Raw genomic sequence first — 21,005 nt, forward strand, 5'->3', positions numbered from 1 at the left:
CTTTAAATTTTCTTCCTATTACTAATATTAGCGGATAATTAAAAAGGAGCAACTATTATTTTAGTTCCACGACAGTTACACCAAAGCCACCTTCGCCTGCTTCACCGTAACGGAACGATTTAACACGCTTATGATTTTTCAGGAAACTTTGAATTCCTTGTCGTAATGCCCCAGTTCCTTTTCCGTGGATAATCGAGACGCGTGGATAATTGGCTAATAAAGCATCATCCAGATACTTTTCTGTGCGAATGAGCGCTTCTTCATATCGCTCTCCACGTAAATCAAGTTCCAACTTTACGACACTATTGCGATTTTTCACATTCATCATTGGGCGGGTAACCTGCTCTTTTTCAGGTTTCATATATTCTAAATCAGATTCAGGTAATTTCATTTTTAAAATACCAATTTGAACAACCCACTCATTGCCAGCCTTTTGAAGAATTGTCCCTTTTTGTCCGTAGCTTAATACTTTTACTTCGTCGCCTACTTGAAGGTTTTGCTTACGTTCTCGGGCTGCAACTGCCTTTTGCAGTACTTTGTTTTCGACTGGTGTTGCATTGTCCAATCGTTTTTTCGCCTCAATTAACTCATGCTCTTTTACAGTTAATGCTGCATTTTCTTTCATTTTTCTTAAATCTTCAATTACCGATTCGGCTTCTCTTTTTGCTTCATCAATAATTTTACGTGCCTTTTCTTTCGCCTTTTTCTCTAAGTTATCTTTTTTCTCATCATAAATTCGAAGGCGTTCTTCCAGTTCTGCACGAATCTGTTGAGCTTCTTCGAGTAAAATATGTGCTTCGTCCGCTTCACGCTCGGAGCGCAAACGGCTTTCTTCAAGCGACGCAATCATTGACTCAACTTCATGACGGTCTGTACCTGTGAATGATTTCGCATGGTCAATGATATTTGTTTTCAAGCCTAAACGTTTGGAAATTTCAAATGCGTTTGAACGACCTGGTACACCGATTAACAATCGGTAAGTTGGGCTAAGTGTTTCTACGTCGAATTCTACACTTGCATTGACAACTAATGGTCGGTTATATCCGTATGCCTTTAACTCAGGGTAGTGCGAAGTTGCCATAACACGTGCACCACGATTTACTGTTTCATCTAAAATGGCAATGGCCAGCGCTGCACCTTCTTGAGGGTCTGTACCTGCTCCAAGCTCATCAAATAAAATTAAAGACTTCTCATTAAACTTACTTAAAATATCTACTATATTAACCATATGAGAAGAGAATGTTGACAAGGACTGCTCAATCGATTGCTCATCACCTATATCTGCAAAGATTTGCTCAAATACAGCTAGCTCCGAACCGTCAAGAGCCGGGACTGGCAAGCCGCACTGTGCCATGATCGTACAAAGCCCCACTGTTTTCAAAGTAACCGTTTTACCACCTGTATTTGGTCCAGTTATTACAATTGCTGTCACATCACGCCCAAATTCAATTGTATTGGCAACTGCTTCTTCAATTGGTAAAAGAGGATGTCGGGAACGTATGAGGCGTGTATAGCCTTCATTATTCATCTTTGGCATTGTACATTTATTCGCTTGTCCATATTTCCCTTTTGCTAAAATCACATCGATTTCTCCAAGTAATTGTACAAGAACAAATATTTCATGTCCGACTTCCTGTACCTTTAATGTAAGCTCAGATAAAATGCGTTCGATTTCTGCCTTTTCTTTCACTTTTAGACGTTGCACTTCGTTGTTCGCTTGAATCACTGCATCAGGCTCAATAAACAATGTTTGACCCGAAGCAGACTGGTCGTGGACAATACCGCCATAATGTGAACGATACTCCTGTTTGACTGGGATTACGAATCGGTCATTACGAATAGTAATAATCGCGTCTGACAGCATTTTCGTTGCATTCGACCCACGTGTCAGACTTTCCAGCTTTTGACGTACTTTGGACTCTTCTGATCGCAATGACTGTCTAATCGAACGTAGTGTAGCACTTGCAGAATCAAGGACTGTCCCGTTATCATCAATACAATCATTAATTTCATGCTGTAATGCCGTCAATACAGGCATTTGTTCTTTCCGTTCGATAAAATGAGGAATGTCAATCGCATTCTCAGATTCAATATCTTCAATGAAATTACGTAAAATTCGGCTTGCACGAATTGTACTTGCGATTTCCATCAACTCCATCGGACTTAGCATACCGCCAATTTGAGAACGACGTGCATGAGGGCGTACATCAAAAATTCCACCCATCGGTACATTGCCTTTTACTCGTAAAATGGCTAAGCCTTCATCCATTTCCTCTAATAGTTCCACAACTGTATCATAGTCCGTTTCTGGTACTAGCTCATCAATCGCTTGTTTCCCTATAGAGTTTGTACAAAATACCGCTACTTGCTCACGCACTTTATGAAATTCTAGTGTTTTCAATGCTCGTTGTTCGATCATGAGAACACCTCCTATTACTTTTCTTTATTTTTTTTAATAAATGCTTCGAATTTTTCTTTAGACCATGTATTAACGATTAATTCTCTCTTTAACCATGCTTTTTGTGCATATTTAACACCAATATCCATGTAGCGCAATTGGTCAATTGCATGTGCATCTGTATTGATTGCGATTGGAACATTCTTTTCCATCGCTAACTGTAAAAACTCGATACTTAAATCTAAACGATAAGGACTTGCATTTAATTCTAATATTTTTCCATTTTCTGCTGCCCACTCAATTAAAAGGGGAACATCCGGATCGTAGCCTCCGCGCTGCCCTACGATTCGCCCAGTCGGATGTGCAATCATATGGACATATGGATTTTCAATGGCTGTTTTTAAACGTGCCATAATTTTATCCTGGGATTGTGTAAAACTCGAGTGAATGGAAGCAATCACAAAATCTAAATCTTTTAATACATCGTCACCAAAATCAAGAGTCCCATCTGGTAAAATATCCATTTCTGTTCCACGGTATAGTCGGAAGTCAGGGTTCGCTTCGTTAAAAGCATAAATATCTAGCTTCTGTAATTCTAATCGTTCTGGAGTTAAACCATTTGCTACTTTTAAATATTGTGAATGATCGGTAATGACAGCATATGAATAGCCCTTTTCAGTTAAAGCATGCCCCATCTCACTGACAGAATGCGCACCATCAGACCAAGTTGTATGCATATGCAGATCCGCGACAATATTATCTAATGCAACTAAGTCCTGAAGTTCATCCAAGCGATCAAGTTCCTTCCCGCTTTCCCGTACTGTTGGTGGGATAAATGGTAAATTAAAATGGGCAAAAAACGCTTCTTCTGTTTCAAAAGTTTCGATCGTACCATCCTCTTGTTCCACACCGTACTCACTAATTTTTTTCCCCATTGATTTAGCCAATTGACGCATACGCACATTATGATCTTTTGAACCTGTAAAGTGATGAAGTGCTGTTGCATACTCTTCTCGTTTTACTAGCCGGAAATCTACACTTACCGGGTCTTCCCGGTCTAAAATCACAGATACTTTTGTATCACCAGCAGCAACTGTCTCTAATATTGCCAGGTGTTTTAGAAGAGCCTCTCGAACAACTTCATATTCGTTAGTAGCCACGATAAAATCTATATCTTTACTTGTTTCCGCAACTCGTCGGAAACTTCCTGCCACTGAAAATAGCTCGACTTCAGGCAGGCTTGCCAAAAGCTCATTAATTTCCAATACTACAGGCTCAAGTTGCCAAATTGGTAACCGTTCTGCTCGGGTCCCAAAATTCTCAAGTTCCTTTAGGATCTTTTCTTCAGTTTTTGCCGCAAAACCAGCCAACTCACGTACTTTTCCTGTTTCACACGCTATCTTTAATGTTTCTGCATCGACAATGTGAAGCTCCTGATAAAGTTTCGCAAGTTTTTTTCCTCCTAAACCCGGTAATTTCATAAGCGGTACTAGTCCTTTAGGTACGGCTTCTTCAAGCTCCTTTAATACACCAGATTCTCCCGTTTCCATCAGTTCTGTAATAACTGACGCAGTACCTTTACCTATCCCTTTGATTGCAGTAATATCATCAATTTCACTTAGACTACGCTCGTCCGCCTCAAGGGCAGCTGCCGCTTTGCGGAATGCAGATACTTTAAATGGATTTTCTGCTTGTAGTTCCATATATAACGCAATTTTTTCTAAAGTACGAATAATAATTTTTTTGTTCATTAATAATTGCCTCCCCTTTAAAAAAGCTCCTCCCGAAAATCGAGAGAAGCTTTCGCATGATTTTCAATCCATTACATCCGGGTGCATTTGGCACCTAGACGTAGGTAAGTCAGCTGTTATTGTATATAGCAGCTGATTTTCTTCAAGAACTTCATACTGAATGTAGGACACTAGCTAAAAAAGTTAGTTTTTATAAATATACCACCAGTTTTGAAACATGCTCGTAATAATTGGCGTATGCTCCAACATCATTCCAGCTAGAATAGATCCGTCAATAATAGATTGGATGGATTCAATCGGCAGTAATGCAACGACATATAATCCAATAAATAAAATAAGGTACATTTCAACAAATCCAAGTACTGCGCCCAATAAATAGTTTAAAGAACTCAGCACAGGTAAATACGTTAAAAAATCAAACATTGAGCCAACAATTTGTAACGCTATTTTTACAGCAAAGAAAATGATGGCAAATGCAAATACGCGATAAAATGTACGATCGACATCAAGTGAGTCGAGTACTAATGTCATCGTTGCACCTTCTGTAAACCCTGGATACGGTATCCACAGTACAAATTTTTCTGCAAGCGGCTTATAATAAATTATGGCCACAACTAGGGCAATTATAAAACTACCGATATTTATTAATTGGACAACGAGCCCTCGTTTCGCTCCAATTATAAGGCTAATGATAAAGACAGCTAAAATAAATATATCTAACATGTATGTCAACCCTTCAATTGTTTCAATTGTTCTTCTAATTTTTCAAATTGTTTTTTTAATAGTAAATAATCATGAACTGAATTAACTGCTGTAAGTACAGCAAGTTTCGCTGTATCCAATGATGGATTATGTGCACCGATTTCCCGCATTTTGTCATCTACTATTGAAGCAACAAGACGCATATGACCCGATGATTCTGTTCCTACCATTTTATATGTATTGCCATATATTTCTACGGAAATGCGATTCTTCTCTTGCTCAGCCAAAATAATCCCTCCAGAAAGAATATGTAAACAGTACGAAAATACTTTTTCAATTCTTACTTAATGAAATGGTTAAAAGCAAACCCGATTGCTGTTATTTTATAAAACGATGCTATTTTCATATTGTACATCATATCATTTCCCATTTCACTATCGCAACACCATGACGTTAATGTTCATCGAAACATTAAATGAATTTGTTATTTCCCCTTTCTTTCGTCAAAAGTTATACTACTTAAAAATGAATGTTTTTTGAAAGGATTACTTATGACAAATATCGTTCTACTATGTAGTGCTGAACAACAGCAAACAATTAAACATTTCTATAAAGACGCAATCATCGAACGAAAGGCTCCTGGAGTTTTATTTGCAGTAAAACTTGCCGATACCGCAATTACCGCCTATAAATCCGGCAAAGTCATGTTTCAAGGCGCTGGTGCGGAACGGGAAGCTGCACGCTGGGGGCAAGTAAGTTCCCAAACTACGAAAAAAGTTTCCATTAAAGGGGATACGCTACCGGATAATTTTGCAGCATTATCGGTAATTGGTTCAGACGAAACGGGAACAGGAGATTATTTTGGACCTGTTACGGTGGCAGCAGTGTATGTTCCAGCCGACAAAATCGCACTCGTAAAGGAATTGGGTGTCAAAGATTCCAAACAATTAACAGACGACTATATGCGCAAAATTGCACCGGATTTAATGAAAGTATGTGCCCATAGCATATTGACACTTCGCAATGACAAATATAACGAAATCCAGGCACGCGGGTATTCCCAAGGTAAAATAAAGGCAATGCTTCACAATCAGGCTATCAAGCATGTCCTAACTAAAATAGCTCCCGAGAAGCCTGAATATATTTTAATAGATCAATTCGCAGAACGCGGGATTTATTACAATCATATTAAAAATGAGAAAGAAATTGTGCGGGAAAAAGTCCTGTTTTCGACAAAAGCAGAAAACCTGCATGTAGCTGTTGCAACAGCATCGATATTGGCAAGGTATGCTTTTTTAAAGGAAATGGATCGTCTCTCAAAGGTTACAGGTTTTCCCCTTCAAAAAGGAGCCAGTGGTAAAGTGGACGAAATGGCAGCAAAAATTTGGCTGAAATTTGGAGAAGAGACACTTCGTTCTATGACAAAGTGGCATTTTGCCAATACAGAAAAAGCACGTAAACTTCTCCAAAAAAGAAAGCAGTAACGAAAAAGAGCTGTGACCAATAGGCACAGCTCTTTTCGTTATTTCTCCATAACAGCAAAGTAATTTTCTTCATCATCGGCAAAGTTAAATACTTTACCAAAAGGCATTTCCATAAACTCTCCAACTGTAATTCCTTTAGTTTGATAGTCTCTATATAACTCATCTAAATTTTCAGCATAAAACATTAAAGAAGGTGTCGTTAAATTTAACTCGGGAGACATTTCCGCAATCTTCTTTTTATCATGTAAAACAATACTTGTTTGTGCATTTTCATTTGGCACTATTGTAATAATACGCATTCCATTATTAATATCAGAAACTACGGTAAAGCCTAATTTTTCAGTCCAAAACTTTTTTGATCGCTCCTGATCCTCTACATACAACATTACTTGCCCTATTTGTCCAATCATTTTTTTACTCCTCTTTTATAAAATATAATTTTACCAATTATATCAAATAAAAAACGGCAGGAGCAAAAAACTCCCGCCGATTGATCCGATTATTTATTATTTCTTTTGTGGCACTGGACCTGTATAGTCCTCACGTTTCGTCACGTCAACACGCTTAATAAATAATGCTAACACTAAAGCAACTACTGTTACAGCTGCTGCTACGAAGAAACTGAATGTAATGCCGTCAAGCATTGCTTGTTGCATTACCTGTGCCTGAACTTGCGCGATTTGCTCTGCTGTCGGTTGGACAGCAGATGAAGCATTTGCTTTAAGATCAGCCGCAATTTCTGCTGCACGTGTTTTTGTATGAGAGTTGAAGACAGTTACTAGGACAGCTGTACCAATCGCTCCAGCAACTTGCTGAGCTGTATTGTTCATTGCTGTACCATGTGGATTCAAACGGTTAGGTAATGCATTTAAACCGTTTGTCATAATCGGCATCATTACCATTGAAATACCAAACATACGAATTGTATATACCGAAATGATATATAAATATGATGAATCGACATCCAAATAACCTAAACCTACTGTCGCCAATGTTGTAATAGTTAATCCTATAACGGCTAGAATACGCGGTCCGAATCGATCGAATAACTTCCCGGTAATTGGTGACATAATCCCCATCATAATTGCACCAGGCAACATCATTAATCCTGCTTCAAATGGTTCGATTCCACGAACATTTTGTACATAAGCCGGTGTTAAAATCATCCCTGAGAACATAGCTACAGATAGTACCATTGATACGACAGAAGCCAATGCATACGAAGGGTATGTGTAAATTCGTAAATCTAGTAATGGTTGTTCTAAGTTGAATTGACGTACGATAAACCATGCTAAACCAATTGCCCCTGCAGCAATCGTACCCCATACTTCTATTGCTGACCAGCCAGCTGAACTTGCTGTACTGAAGCCGTATAACAATCCGCCAAAACCGATTGTAGACAATACAATAGAAAGTATATCGATTTTAGCATCACGATTTGGAAGGACATCTTCCAGTTTCCAAACTGCCAGTAAGAGTGATAAAACGGCAATTGGAAGAATCATTTTGAACAGAACGCTCCAGTCGTAATGTTCCACAATCCACCCTGATAGTGTTGGTCCGATTGCTGGTGCCAGTACCATAACTAAACCGAACATCCCCATTGCCTGCCCGCGCTTTTCAACCGGAAAACTAATCAGCATTACGTTCATTAAAATTGGTGCCATCGTTGCTGCACCAGCAGCTTGAATCATACGACCCGCTAGTAAAAGTGCGAAGCTAGGCGCAAATGAGGCCAATGCTGTACCAATAACGAAAATCGCCATCGATAAAATGAACAAAGGTCTTGTTCTGAACTTTGTAATTAAATATGCCGAAGCAGGAACCAATACCCCACTTACAAGCATATATCCTGTTGCTAACCATTGAACAGTTGAATAATCTTGAATATCAAACGCTACCATAATAGATGGTAAGGCTACGTTTAATAATGTGTTATTTAAAAATGCTACAAACGCCCCGACAAATAATACAGCAATCATTAAATATGGAGGTTTTTTAAATGTCTTTATATCTTGTGTTTTATCCATAAATTTTATTTCCCTTCTTTATACGTTCAAACTTCCTATTTCTATACTCGAACTATTTTATACTCGGAGTCCAATAAATACAACAATTTTATACTCTAAGTCTAAAAACATTGCTAATACGCGTTTCAGTCAGTAGAATAGGAGTATAAATCAGCGTATATAGAAATGTTTTTTTCTATTTATTTTTTATATGCACACTGAATCGGATATATTTATTTGGAGGAAACTCATGAATCAACGAAAAAGACAGGTGCTCGACAATGCATTACAGCTTTTTATTGAAAAAGGCTTCCATGAAACATCAATACAAGATATTTTGGACAAAGCACTTATTTCCAAAGGAACTTTCTATAATTATTTTTCTTCAAAAGTAGAATGTTTTACAGCAATTATGGAGCAAACCCGTTATGAAGCGAGCTTGTTACGCCATGAAATGCTATTAAACCAAGATAATACAGATGAAAATTTATTGTTGGAACAAATACTCGTACTTATGCAAATAAATAAGAAACAAAATCTAGCATCCGTGTTTGAAAATATTTTTCAGTCGAACGATAAGGAGCTCAGGGAATTATTAGAGCGCTATCGCTTACTGGAAATTGAATGGGTATCTAATCGGTTCACCGATATTTTTGGCGAAAAAGTACGCCCTTATACTCTTGAGCTCGCTATTTTGTTTTTTGCGATGGTGCATCATTTAACGTATTGTCATCGCTTATTTTATAAGGATATGATTGATCCGAAGAAGATTTTAAGGATTGCACTTCGCAATATTAAAGCAATTTACCCTTCCATGTTGGAAAATGGCGAAATATTAATTACTCAAGATGCTCTTCAACTAGTTGAGGAGAAAAAAATTTACCAATCGGTAACAAAGAGCGATTTAATTGAAAAAGTGCAAGGGTTTCTTGACCAGTTAAAATTGGATGCCGCAAATGGGGTAGGAGCTCAATTTACGGAAAGTATTCTAGATGAGCTACAGCGCGATGAATTACGTATTGCCGTCATTGAAGCATTGCTAAAACCATTTCGTGAAGCTTTTGCAAATACGCCTCATGCTGGGGAAAATGTCGAGCTCGCAAATTTATTATGGTTTTATATCAAAAACGCGGAAAATAATTAAACTTCCTCATAACAAATAAAAGTCGTATTGAACGTTATATAATGTTCAATACGACTTTTTAAACTATTTACCGCTCGTCGAAATATGCACTTTTAATTGCTTACCTTTTATTGGCGTTGTTTTCATCGCTTTTAATACGAGGTTGCCCTTCCCATTTAGAATTTCCACGAATGAGGACGTATCTAAAATTGTAATAATGCCGATATCTGCAGCAGTCATGCCAGGAATTTTTGCAATCGTCCCGACAAAATCAATGGCACGTAGCTTTTTCTTCTTACCGCCATTAAAGTAGAGCTTTGTAATGTTTGCATCAACCTTAGCATTCTTTTGTTTTTTCTTCTGTGGTCGACTTTGCATTTTTTTATCAAATGCTTCTGCCTTTGCTTCTACTTCTTCATGTGTCGGCAAATTCACTTTTGGAATTGTAAACCCAATCAATTCTTCAATTCCTGCTAAAAACTCATGTTCAAACGGTGTAATAAACGTGACAGCCTTCCCTTGCTTGCCAGCACGCCCTGTTCGACCTGTACGATGGACATAGGCTTCTTTTTCCATTGGTAAATCATAGTTAATCACTAGTGAAATGTTCTCAATATCAATACCACGCGCTGCAACATCTGTCGCCACTAAATAACGGAAATCCCCACGCTTGAAATCATTCATGACAAGTAAACGCGTAGACTGATCCATCCCGCCATGCAGTTTATCGACACTGTACTCACGGTCGTATAAATAATCATGGAGAGCATCAACACGGTCTTTCGTACGGCAGAAAATAATACATGTATCCGGATTTTCTACAACCGCAATTTTTTCTACAGCTGCTGTTTTCTCCTCATCGTGTACTTCTATCACAGCATGCTCAATTTTTGGAGCAGCCTCCTCTGAGTGTACTTCGATATCAATCGGAGCCTTTAAATAATTGGATGCAAGTTTTTTTATCGTATCTGGCACAGTTGCAGAAAACAGCATCATAACTTCACGATGTTCAACATGTGCTAAAATTGCTTCTACCTGATCAATAAAGCCCATGTTAAGCATTTCATCTGCTTCATCAAGAACTACATAGCGAATTTTATCCAGTTTTAACGTGCCCTTTTCAATATGATCCAATACGCGTCCTGGCGTTCCTACTGCAACATGTGTTTTTTGTTTTAGTTCATCTTGCTGATAACGGAATGGTTGCTTCCCGTACAATGCTGTCGCTTTAATACGTTTGTAGCGTCCAATATTTGTGAATTCTTCTTTTACTTGGACAGCTAGTTCACGTGTCGGTGTTAGTACGAGCGCTTGTGGCTTGTTTTCAATCCATTCTATATTTTCGCAAATTGGAATCGCGAATGCAGCAGTTTTTCCACTTCCTGTTTGTGCTTTTACGATTAAATCTTCGTCTTTTAAAGCATGGGGCAAAACCTTTTGCTGTACTTCAGTCGGTGTACTGTAATCCAAATCTTTAAGTGCACGCTGTAATTCTTGTGATAATGAATAGTCGTTAAAATTAGTTGTCATATTTATTCCTCATTTTCTTCTATTAATGAATGATTCCCGGATCAACAATAGCGATAAATTTTCTCGTTGCTTTTGAAAGTGAAACATTTTTTAAATGGACAACCCCTAAACTGCGCTTAGGAATTGGCTGTTGGAGCTCAATTTCATATAAAAGCCCTTTTTTTAAGTAGTCGGTTGCAAACTCTTTTGTTACGCTCGCGACGCCTAAATTGATTTTAGCAAATTCCAATACTAAATCATGAGAGCCCAATTCGAATTCAGGTGAAATTGTATAGCCTTGTTCTTTTAGATAGTTTTCCACATAATTACGGGAATTCGCCTTTTTTTCAAGAAAAATCAATGGCAGCTTCATAAGCATATCGAACCGAATCGGTTTTTTCGTTAAGTTTTTATATTTTTGTCCGCACACTAATATATCATGAATCTCCTTACAAGGGATAACTTGAAGCTGAGGATCTTGTATTGGCAGATTACAAATGCCTAAATCCGCTTCCCCAGACTTAATAAAAGCTAATATTTCATTTGTTGTACCGTTTAGAACCTTTAACTTAATGCCAGGATATTTAATATGGAATGCCTCTAAATAAGGCAGTAAAAAGTACCTTGAAATTGTATCCCCGACACCAATACGTAAAACGCCTGTACGCAAGTTTTTAAATTCGGCAATTTTTTCTTCCCCAGCGTCTAAAATACCAAGAGCGGAATTAACATATTCATGTAACAGCTCGCCTTCTTCTGTTAATGTTACCCCTTTTGGAGTTCTATTAAATAAAATGATATCAAGTTCTTTTTCAAGTTTTGAAATGGACTGACTAACTGCTGGCTGTGTCATGTATAACGCTGCCGCTGCCTTTGAAAAACTTTTATTTCGACTCACTTCATTGAAGATACGATAAGCTTCCAACTTTATAATCATATAACCCTCACTTATATCTGATATTAGAATTATTAATTTTACTTATATCACATGAACGGGTTATAGTAAATATTGTGAGATTTCTTAAGTTTTGTTTTATCGAAAGCAAAACCATTAAAATATAACTTACAGCTATTGAAGGAGAGATTATTTTGGAACGTGTAGTAGGAACGGTTGTACGAGGTCTTCGTGGCCCAATTATTAATGAAGGGGACGATATTGTTCAAATCGTTGTTGATACAGCGTTAAATGCAGCAAAGACAGAAGGCTATGCTATTGAAGATCGTGATATTGTTACTGTAACAGAGTCTGTTGTAGCACGTGCACAAGGGAACTACGCAAAAATATCAGATATCGCATCAGATGTACAAGCCAAATTTGGAGATGATACAGTAGGTGTTATTTTCCCAATTCTTTCGCGTAATCGCTTCTCAAACATTTTAAAAGGAATTGCAGGAGGTACAAAGAAAATCGTCCTTATGCTAAGCTACCCTTCTGATGAAGTAGGTAACCACTTAGTTACTTTGGATGAGCTTGATGAAAAAGGAATTAATCCTTGGACAGATGTGCTAACTGAATCTGAATTCCGTGGCCATTTCGGTTACAACAAACATACATTTACAGGTGTGGACTACATCGAATATTATAAAGAATTAATCATTGAACAAGGCGCTGAAGTTGAAGTAATTTTCTCAAACAACGCAAAAACGATTTTAGATTATACGAAAAATATTTTAACATGTGATATTCACTCTCGTTTCCGTACAAAACGTATTTTAAAAGCTGCCGGTGCAGAAAAAATCTACGGTCTAGATAATATTTTAGCGGAATCTGTGAACGGATCTGGTTTTAACTCTAACTACGGCTTACTTGGCTCGAACAAATCGACAGAAGATAGCGTAAAATTATTCCCGGATAACTGTCAACCAATCGTTGATGACATCCAAGCAAAAATTTTAGCTGCTACTGGTAAACTTGTAGAAGTAATGATTTACGGCGATGGAGCATTTAAAGATCCTGTAGGTCAAATTTGGGAGCTTGCAGACCCTGTTGTATCTCCTGCCTATACGCCAGGCCTTGACGGTACTCCGAACGAGATCAAGTTGAAGTATTTAGCTGATAATGATTTTGCAAATCTACACGGTGAAGCATTAAAAGAAGCAATTAAAGATTATATTAATAACAAAGAAGAAGATTTAACTGGTAATATGGCTGCTCAAGGTACTACACCTCGTAAGCTGACTGACCTTATCGGCTCATTGTCTGACTTAACTTCAGGATCAGGCGATAAAGGAACACCAATGATTTATATTCAAGGCTACTTCGATAACTACACAAAATAAAAAGAAAGCAGAATGGTCGCTATATCAGCTTCCATTCTGCTATTTTTTATTATTTTTCAATACCTTCTGTCCATTTATTCACACGGTCTTCATTGTTTTCAATCCATTTTTGGGCCGCTTCTTTAGGTTTAGTCCCTGAATAAATATCCAGCATTACTTCTTCTATATCTTCTGTAGTCCATTCAAAGGCATCTAAAATTTTAAATGCATCTGGTGCTTCTTGTTCTAGGTTTTGACGAACAAAAGTGTGAATACTTTCTTCCCCACCGAATACACGTTCAGGATCTTCCAAATATTTTAAATCGTAATTGGCAAATTTCCAGTGTGGGCTCCAGCCTGTTACAACGATTTCTTCTTCATTTTTAATCGCTTGCTCTAAAGCAACCGTCATCGCACCTGAAGAAGATGGTTGTAATGACCAAGATTCTAGGTTTGGATAAGTTTCTAACGCTCTTTCCGCAGCCGCAACTACTCCAGCACCTGCTTCAATACCCGTAATTGTTGATGCTGCTTCTGTCGACAGATCCGCAATCGATGCAACTTCCATATAGCTCGGTACAACTAAACCAATTTTTGCACCTTCTAAATTTGGCCCTAAATCCTCAATATCTGCACCATATTTTTCATATTGTGAAGCATGTGTTGCAGGTAGCCAGCCAGATACCATGGCATCTGACTCACCTTTTGAGACAGCCTCCCACATAATAGCATTATCTAAAGGTGTAATATCGACATTATAGCCAACACTTTCTAATACTTCTGCAACTACATACGTAGAAGCAACTTCTGAATCCCACTCAACATAGGCTAACTTAATTGAATCTAAATCTTTTGAAGCTGAAGTATCTTTTGTATCCGTTGTTTCATCTCCACATGCACCTAATAAAAGTGCTGCGCTCAGTGCAGTAGCTGCCGACATCCATTTGAATTTTTTCATTTTATTTTCCCCCATTTGATTTATCTTTATTTAAACTTTGTGTTAATCGGTCTACGATAATCGCAAAGATAACTAAACTAATACCCGCGACAAATCCGTTACCAATTTGTGCGCGTTGCAATGCTGATAATACTTCCCGACCTAATCCCGGTGCACCAATCATTGATGCAATAACAACCATCGATAAAGATAATAGTACTGTTTGGTTAATACCGGCCATTATAGTAGCTTTGGAAAGAGGTAGTTCAACTTTTAATAACTTTTGTGCAAACGTACTACCATAAGAGTCCGCTGCCTCGATTAAGTGCTTTGGAACTTGGCGAATACCTAAATTCGTGAAGCGTACAGTTGGTGGTAATGCGAAGATTACTGAGGCAAATACACCTGGTACGACACCAATTCCGAAAAATGCAACCGCTGGAATTAAATAAACAAATCCTGGCATTGTTTGCATGAAGTCTAAAATTGGTTTTAATATTTGTTCAACAATTTTTGATTTAGACATTAGTATTCCAAGTGGTATACCGATTACAATTGCAAGTAAACTTGAGAACAGTACAAGCGTAAATGTGTTCATAAGTTGATTCCATAGCCCTTGGTTTAAAATGAATAATAAACCTAGTATTGAGAAAATCGCTAAACCAAATCTTTTACCTGTTGCAAAAAATGCTAAAATAGCTACGATAATAATAAATACGTATGGTGGTATAGACGTCAATCCTGATGTGACGAGATCCATTAAGTCCGCACCATTATTTTGTATAAAACGGAATTGAGCTGAAAGTGTATCCGTAACTATGTCCATTAAGTCTTCTACTCTATCTGCTACTGGTATTGGAGTTCCAAAATTTAATAGTTTACTCATGATCTACACCTCCGTTTTTTTCAGAGGCTAATGACTCTAGTACTACACCGCGGATAAGTACACCGCGCAGTTTCCCCTCTTCGACTACAGCAACAGGTGTCGGAGAATCGGAAATAACCGATAAAATATCCTGTATGACTGTAGATGGTTCAACAATTGGCATATCATTGCGTAGAATCGATTGCAATGATTTTTCACCGGATTGCGCAAGCTCAAGTGCATCATTTGCAGTAATATAGCCTAAATACTTTCGGGCTTTATCTACTGCTAGCAGGACACTTACTTTATCTTCTCTCATACGCTGCAACGCAACTTTTGGCCCTTCATGATCAATTTGAATTGTCATTGGACGAATCATCGCATTTTCCGCCGTCAATACTTTCGAACGATCTACATCTTCCAGGAATGATCGGACATATTCATTTGCAGGGTTAGTCAAAATTTCTTCCCCTGTTCCTACTTGAATGATCTTACCATCCTTCATAATGGCAATACGATCGCCAATACGAAGTGCTTCATTCAGATCATGTGTAATAAAGACAATCGTTTTTTGTAAATTAGCTTGTAATTCCAATAGCTCATCTTGCATTTCTTTTCGAATGAGCGGATCAAGAGCAGAAAAAGCTTCATCCATTAAAATAATTTCTGTATCATTTGCTAACGCACGTGCAAGTCCTACACGTTGTTGCATACCACCTGATAATTGATCTGGATATTGATCTTTATAGGAGAGCAATCCTGCATTTTGTAAAGCCTTTTCTGCTTTTAATCGTCTTTCCTCTTTTGGAATGCCTCGGATTTCCAGGCCATACTCTGCGTTTTGCAAAATTGTACGTTGTGGGAATAATGCGAAGTTTTGAAACACCATGCTCATTTTTTCTCTTCGAACAATTTGTAAGCTCTTTTTATTCAAGTTTGTAATGTTCTGGTTATCTATATATATATCACCGCTTGTTGGTTGAATTAATCGATTTAACAGTCGTATTAATGTTGACTTCCCACTTCCTGAAAGCCCCATAATTACGAAAATCTCACCTTCTTCAATCGTTAAACTAGCTTCATATACACCTACAGTGGCATTTGTTTCTTTTAAAATCTGTTCTTTAGATTTTTCCTGCTTAACTAACTTCAATGCTTGTGATGTATTTTTCCCAAATACTTTCGTGACTCGTTCAATATTAATTTTCCCCATAATCCACTTCCTATAATTATAAATTTCTCACAAGTAACAACTCTTTTATTCTATCAGGTTGTTACAAGCAACAACTCCAATACTAATGAACGTTGTTACTTTTGTCAAATAAGAAGTATCCATTCGAAAATTTTCAGAAAGAAATAGTTTACATTAAACAGAAAAAACTACTACCGAACAAGTTTTCGGTAGTAGTTTGTTTTTATTACAAATATGACAAGCTTCACTAAAGCTAAATGAAAATGGTTACTTTATAGTTGTAAAAAGTGTTTCACATTTGAGTAGCATTCATCTTTACCAATAAAAAATAAAGTGTCTCCAGAAGAAATTGTAGCGTACGGACCAGGAGAAACAATTAGTTCATGATCCTTTTTAATGCCTATAATTGTTGCTCCAGTTTGTTGCCAAAAGTTAATTTCCCCAATATTTTTTGATAAATAAGGACATTGCTCTGTAATATCAATTTGAAAAGGAACAAAAGGATTAATGGATTGATATCTGCTTGTCCGATTAACCATCTCCTCTAGCGTATCCTGGAAGTTATTTAATTCATCAATTTGTTTGCCAATACTATCTGTTAATTGCTTTTGTAAATCCCGTATTGATTTTACTCCCTGCAATCGCTGAACGTAATTGGCGGCATTTTCGTACGAAACGATTACAACACCGCTTCCTTTTGTTGCTTCGACGATATTTAAATCTTGTAAAACGGCAATCGCTCTTCTCGCTGTTTCCGAAGATACATTGTATTGAGATGCTAATGATGAACGTGCATAAATTTTTTCTCCGACAATATATTTTTTTTCAACAATTTTTGCTGCTATATCCTCTGCAATCACTTGATACTTCGGCTGTTTAATTTGGATTTTTTTCTCCATTATTTGCACTCCTTTGTGCTAGGTTCAAAAGATGAGTAAATTTCAATATCTTCACTCTATCGAAATTATATCTGTTTTTTTCATAACCGCAAATTTACTTTTTAATATTCTTTATTTAAATAGTATTTATTTTACATAAAACTTTAAATATAAACAAATAATACTTTTATCTCTGTCATTTCATTCTCTCTTTAACACCATATTTTTCTGCTTTTAGAAAGGAAATCTCACTTTAACGCTTCAACTTGATAAACTTCTTTATTATTCCGATTAATGATGATAAAATTTTGATATTGTTAAATTAGAAATAGGTGAAATAGTGAAAAAATTATTTAGAAAAAAACCCATTGAGGACCTTTTGCATAAAAGCAATAATTTGCAACTCCCAAAAACATTAGGCGCATTTGACTTAATTTTACTCGGGGTGGGTGCAATTGTTGGAACAGGTATATTTATCTTGCCTGGAACAGTTTCAGCTCTACATGCAGGACCCGGGATTATATTTTCCTTTGTCATTGCAGCTATAGTGTGCGCATTAGCCGCGCTCTGTTATTCAGAATTTTCTTCAACTGTCCCCGTGACAGGAAGTGCTTATTCTTATAGTTATATCGTTTTCGGTGAAATCATCGCCTGGCTCGTTGGGTGGTCGTTGCTACTGGAATATGGACTCGCTACAGCGGCTGTAGCGACTGGATGGTCAGGTTACTTTATTTCCTTATTAGAAGGGTTAAATATTCACATTCCGTTAGCTTTAACCGGACCATTCAACCTGGAAGATGGCACTTATATTAACTTACCAGCAATTTTTATTATTTTTGTAATCGGAATTTTACTGACATTAGGTATGAAAGAGTCCGCAAGATTTAATGCATTATTAGTTGCGATAAAAGTAGGGGTTATTTTATTATTTATTGCTGTCGGGGTATTTTATGTAAAGCCAGAAAACTGGACACCTTTTTTACCATTCGGTATGAGCGGTGTATTTACTGGTGCAGCGCTCGTGTTTTTCGCTTACTTAGGATTTGACGCAGTGTCATCTGCAGCTGAAGAGGTTAAAAATCCACAGCGAAGTATGCCTATTGGTATTATCGGCTCCTTATTTATTTGTACATTGCTTTATGTCGTGGTTTCTTTAGTATTAACTGGTATTGTCCCTTACACAAATTTAAATGTGACAGATCCCGTTTCCTTTGCCATGCAAGTAATCAATCAGGAATGGGCAGCTGGCATTATCTCATTAGGTGCAGTGATTGGGATGATGACCGTTATTTTAGTAATGATGTATGGAGGCACTCGTCTATTAATGGCATTTGCCCGGGACGGTTTAATGCCTAAAATATTTTCACAGTTAAGTCCAAAGCGTAAAACCCCTGTGAAAAACACATGGTTTTTTACAATTGTCATTTCTTTCTTTGCTGGATTTGTTCCATTGGAAACATTAGCAGAATTAGTAAATATGGGAACATTAGTTGCCTTTATATTCGTTTCAGCTGGAATTTTGAATTTAAGAAAAAACAAAAACTTGCCGCCTAATGGATTTAAAGTACCGTTTTATCCTGTGTTGCCAATCGTATCGCTAGTTCTATGTATATTCCTCATTACACAGCTGTCAATGCAAACTTGGGCTGCTTGTGGTATCTGGTTCATAATAGGACTCATTATTTATTTCCTTTATGGAAAAAGAAAATCAACTTTAAATTCATAAAATGACCTAAGCCTTATGTTAAATGATCATTCATTTGACATAAGGCTTTTTTAGTGCAATCTGACCTTATTAAATTGTTTAATTTTGAACCTTTTAGAGATGTCAATATGTTGCTAAGATGATAGATAATTTCAAATAGAAGGAGAATTATCTATGCAAACAACAACAAGGTCTGTTTCTACCTCGTCAGACAAAACAAAAGATTTAATTATTACTAGCTTACTTATTTCTCTAGTCTTTATTGCTACATTCTTCATTAATATTCGATTGCCTATTGCAGCAAACGGCGGCCTCGTCCATTTAGGATCGGCAATGCTGTTTATAGTAGCGATAATATTTGGTCCGAAAAAAGGGGCAATTGCAGGAGCTTTTGGAATGGCATTGTTTGATATTCTATCTGGCTGGACATTGTGGGCACCCTTCACTTTTATTACACGTGGTATTCAAGGCTATATCGTAGGTAAAATTGCTACATCTAAGGGCAAAAATGGTGAGAGTTCGATTTATAATATCATTGCGATTTTTGTTTCGATTCCCTTTATGTTGGGCGGTTATTATATTTGTGAACGTGTGTTGTATGGAAATTGGATTATTCCGTTAGCTTCTATTCCCGGCAACCTTGTTCAAAATACAGTCGGACTTATTATTGCTATACCTGTTTGCATTGCATTGAAGAAGCTGTCGATTTTTAAATAATGAAAAAGAGCCTTGGACAAAACAAAAAATATCCATTTCCCCAAAGAAAAAATGGATATTTTTCTGCTTCTATCAAAATTGATTTCCGTTCCGGGGACGCTTTCCGGGGGCACGGCCTGAGCCTGTAGTCTCAGGCGTCGGTGCTCCTGCGGTTACTCGTCGCAAAATAAATTTGCTGTTCCCCCAGGAGTCGCCCCTTCACTCCAATCAATTCATATAGTATCAGTTTCTTAATAAGAATATTCCCTTATCCAAACAAATTTCTACTTATGTCCCAGGCTCCCTTCTCTCTATTATTTTACTAATTTACTGATTGCTTTAAAAACGTCGCCTTTTGCCACTTGCTGCATTTCAAATAAGGCCATTTCTACGCTTGTAACGGTAGCCCCAAGTTGTACCATTTTCTGAAGACCTATATTACTGTTAGCTGCAGTACGTGAAGACACACAATCCGCCAACACTTCCACCTCATAGCCATTAGCAAGTAAATGCGCAGCAGTTTGATAAACACAAATATGTGTTTCGATTCCCGCTAGTAGAATTTTTTTACGCCCTGTCTGCTCTAAAGCTCGTACAAATTCCTCTGTATCATAGGCACTAAATGTAATTTTTTCGATTGGTTTTTCATCAGTTAAATGCTCTGCAATACGTTCATCGGTTGGTCCGAGCCCCTTAGGGTATTGCTCAAGCCATAAAATCGGTAACTCGAGTAGTTTTGCTCCTTGTATCACATTGGCAATATTTTTTATGATAAATTCACTTTCATCAACAATTTGCGCCAATTTCCCCTGGATATCAATAAGTACTAGTACCGCTTCTTCTTTTTTAAGCATAAAAATTCCTCCCCTTTACATCATTCTACTATATTATACTGAATTTAATGGATAAAAGAATCCTATATGCTTCATTGAAACGAAATGGAGTACCATGTATAGTGAATATAGAAATGGAGGATTTACATGCTACGTCTTAGTTGGCTCATAAGTTTGGGCATTAGTTTATTTGGTGTAATGATTATTCAGCACTTTTTTACGGTTAAGCCAGATGATGTTGCCGATGGCGGTAATCTTGGTGCACTTGGTTTAGCACTTGTCGCACCATTTATATTATTAAGTTTATTTATTACATATCGTTTTTTTGTTGTAAGTTCACGCAATGCGAAAGATCATATAATACGCATGATTTACTTTATATTTGGCGTTGCACTGCTCGTCGTTTTAATTTTCTATGCAATTGATTTTAAAGATAGTGTGTATGCTTCCCTTGGAGGCGACACGACTACACCCGGCTCTACCATTTTTGGTTTTCCCATTTTAAATGAATATACAAACCATGTTTTTTTAAACTTTTACACATTTGGCATCATACATACAATTAGTGGTCTAATCGGCACAATTGTAGGAATGGTGAAACCAGATAAACAAATTCAACCATAAATAAAACCCGAATGCCTAAAATTGCTGCATTCGGGTTTTA

General features: G+C 37.2%; 19 protein-coding genes. 6 read left to right on the top strand and 13 right to left on the bottom strand.

The annotated features are described in order from the left end of the window. Positions 1–55: 55 nt before the first annotated feature. The 4 genes from H9635_RS11820 to zapA form a co-directional block, all read right to left on the bottom strand. Positions 56–2,419 carry an endonuclease MutS2 gene (locus tag H9635_RS11820; RefSeq protein ID WP_191700507.1) on the bottom strand — a complete coding sequence of 788 codons (2,364 nt, stop codon included), beginning with the start codon at positions 2,417–2,419 and terminating at the stop codon, positions 56–58. 14 nt (positions 2,420–2,433) lie between these two features. After that, positions 2,434–4,149 (bottom strand): DNA polymerase/3'-5' exonuclease PolX, encoded by a 1,716-nt coding sequence (polX, locus tag H9635_RS11825; protein ID WP_191700508.1) that lies wholly within the window; start codon positions 4,147–4,149, stop codon positions 2,434–2,436. A 183-nt stretch (positions 4,150–4,332) separates the two neighbouring features. After that, a complete protein-coding gene (locus H9635_RS11830) occupies positions 4,333–4,872 on the bottom strand; it encodes a CvpA family protein (protein ID WP_191700509.1) in 540 nt (179 codons plus the stop codon). Positions 4,873–4,877: 5 nt separating this feature from the next. After that, on the bottom strand, positions 4,878–5,138 hold the full coding sequence (gene zapA / locus H9635_RS11835; RefSeq protein ID WP_191700510.1) for a cell division protein ZapA: 261 nt from the start codon (positions 5,136–5,138) through the stop codon (positions 4,878–4,880). A gap of 264 nt (positions 5,139–5,402) precedes the next feature. On the opposite strand from zapA, the gene rnhC reads away from it, so the two are divergent. Further along, a complete protein-coding gene (gene rnhC / locus H9635_RS11840) occupies positions 5,403–6,335 on the top strand; it encodes a ribonuclease HIII (RefSeq protein WP_191700511.1) in 933 nt (310 codons plus the stop codon). A 38-nt stretch (positions 6,336–6,373) separates the two neighbouring features. On the opposite strand, the gene H9635_RS11845 is transcribed toward rnhC, so the two are convergent. Both H9635_RS11845 and H9635_RS11850 read right to left on the bottom strand, forming a co-directional pair. Next, complete coding sequence (locus H9635_RS11845) at positions 6,374–6,745, bottom strand: VOC family protein (RefSeq protein WP_191700512.1); 372 nt, start codon at positions 6,743–6,745, stop codon at positions 6,374–6,376. A 96-nt stretch (positions 6,746–6,841) separates the two neighbouring features. Then, complete coding sequence (locus H9635_RS11850; RefSeq protein ID WP_191700513.1) at positions 6,842–8,365, bottom strand: DHA2 family efflux MFS transporter permease subunit; 1,524 nt, start codon at positions 8,363–8,365, stop codon at positions 6,842–6,844. A gap of 229 nt (positions 8,366–8,594) precedes the next feature. On the opposite strand from H9635_RS11850, the gene H9635_RS11855 reads away from it, so the two are divergent. Beyond that, positions 8,595–9,488 carry a TetR/AcrR family transcriptional regulator gene (locus tag H9635_RS11855; RefSeq protein ID WP_191700514.1) on the top strand — a complete coding sequence of 298 codons (894 nt, stop codon included), beginning with the start codon at positions 8,595–8,597 and terminating at the stop codon, positions 9,486–9,488. Positions 9,489–9,551: 63 nt separating this feature from the next. On the opposite strand, the gene H9635_RS11860 is transcribed toward H9635_RS11855, so the two are convergent. After that, on the bottom strand, positions 9,552–10,997 hold the full coding sequence (locus H9635_RS11860) for a DEAD/DEAH box helicase (protein WP_191700515.1): 1,446 nt from the start codon (positions 10,995–10,997) through the stop codon (positions 9,552–9,554). 22 nt (positions 10,998–11,019) lie between these two features. Continuing rightward, complete coding sequence (locus H9635_RS11865) at positions 11,020–11,913, bottom strand: LysR family transcriptional regulator (protein ID WP_191700516.1); 894 nt, start codon at positions 11,911–11,913, stop codon at positions 11,020–11,022. A 152-nt stretch (positions 11,914–12,065) separates the two neighbouring features. On the opposite strand from H9635_RS11865, the gene H9635_RS11870 reads away from it, so the two are divergent. Beyond that, positions 12,066–13,256 carry a coenzyme F420-0:L-glutamate ligase gene (locus H9635_RS11870; RefSeq protein ID WP_191700517.1) on the top strand — a complete coding sequence of 397 codons (1,191 nt, stop codon included), beginning with the start codon at positions 12,066–12,068 and terminating at the stop codon, positions 13,254–13,256. A gap of 49 nt (positions 13,257–13,305) precedes the next feature. Here the strand turns inward: H9635_RS11870 and H9635_RS11875 are convergent, their stop codons facing one another. The 4 genes from H9635_RS11875 to H9635_RS11890 all read right to left on the bottom strand — a co-directional run bounded on the left by H9635_RS11875 (position 13,306) and on the right by H9635_RS11890 (position 17,128). Further along, the gene (locus tag H9635_RS11875) at positions 13,306–14,193 is read right to left on the bottom strand and encodes a glycine betaine ABC transporter substrate-binding protein (protein WP_191700518.1); all 888 of its coding nucleotides are present in this window, start codon (positions 14,191–14,193) and stop codon (positions 13,306–13,308) included. Position 14,194: 1 nt separating this feature from the next. Next, positions 14,195–15,058 (bottom strand): ABC transporter permease, encoded by an 864-nt coding sequence (locus tag H9635_RS11880; protein WP_191700519.1) that lies wholly within the window; start codon positions 15,056–15,058, stop codon positions 14,195–14,197. After that, positions 15,051–16,250: a quaternary amine ABC transporter ATP-binding protein gene (locus tag H9635_RS11885; RefSeq protein WP_191700520.1), complete on the bottom strand. Its 1,200-nt coding sequence runs from the start codon at positions 16,248–16,250 to the stop codon at positions 15,051–15,053. Before H9635_RS11885 ends, H9635_RS11880 begins: the two co-directional genes overlap by 8 nt. Positions 16,251–16,501: 251 nt before the next feature. Further along, entirely contained in the window at positions 16,502–17,128 is a 627-nt protein-coding gene (locus H9635_RS11890; protein WP_191700521.1) for a TrkA C-terminal domain-containing protein, read from the bottom strand. 319 nt (positions 17,129–17,447) lie between these two features. Between H9635_RS11890 and H9635_RS11895 the strand changes: the two genes are divergently transcribed. Both H9635_RS11895 and H9635_RS11900 read left to right on the top strand, forming a co-directional pair. After that, entirely contained in the window at positions 17,448–18,833 is a 1,386-nt protein-coding gene (locus tag H9635_RS11895; RefSeq protein WP_318245212.1) for an amino acid permease, read from the top strand. A 153-nt stretch (positions 18,834–18,986) separates the two neighbouring features. After that, positions 18,987–19,529 (top strand): ECF transporter S component, encoded by a 543-nt coding sequence (locus H9635_RS11900; RefSeq protein WP_191700522.1) that lies wholly within the window; start codon positions 18,987–18,989, stop codon positions 19,527–19,529. Between the two features lie 293 nt (positions 19,530–19,822). Here H9635_RS11900 and H9635_RS11905 read toward each other — a convergent pair whose 3' ends face one another. Then, the gene (locus tag H9635_RS11905; RefSeq protein WP_191700523.1) at positions 19,823–20,362 is read right to left on the bottom strand and encodes a hydrolase; all 540 of its coding nucleotides are present in this window, start codon (positions 20,360–20,362) and stop codon (positions 19,823–19,825) included. Positions 20,363–20,488: 126 nt separating this feature from the next. Between H9635_RS11905 and H9635_RS11910 the strand changes: the two genes are divergently transcribed. Further along, positions 20,489–20,965 (top strand): nucleoside-diphosphate sugar epimerase, encoded by a 477-nt coding sequence (locus tag H9635_RS11910; protein WP_191700524.1) that lies wholly within the window; start codon positions 20,489–20,491, stop codon positions 20,963–20,965. Positions 20,966–21,005: the final 40 nt, after the last annotated feature.

This window comes from Solibacillus faecavium (assembly GCF_014836905.1).
Taxonomy (GTDB): Bacteria; Bacillota; Bacilli; order Bacillales_A; family Planococcaceae; genus Solibacillus; species Solibacillus faecavium.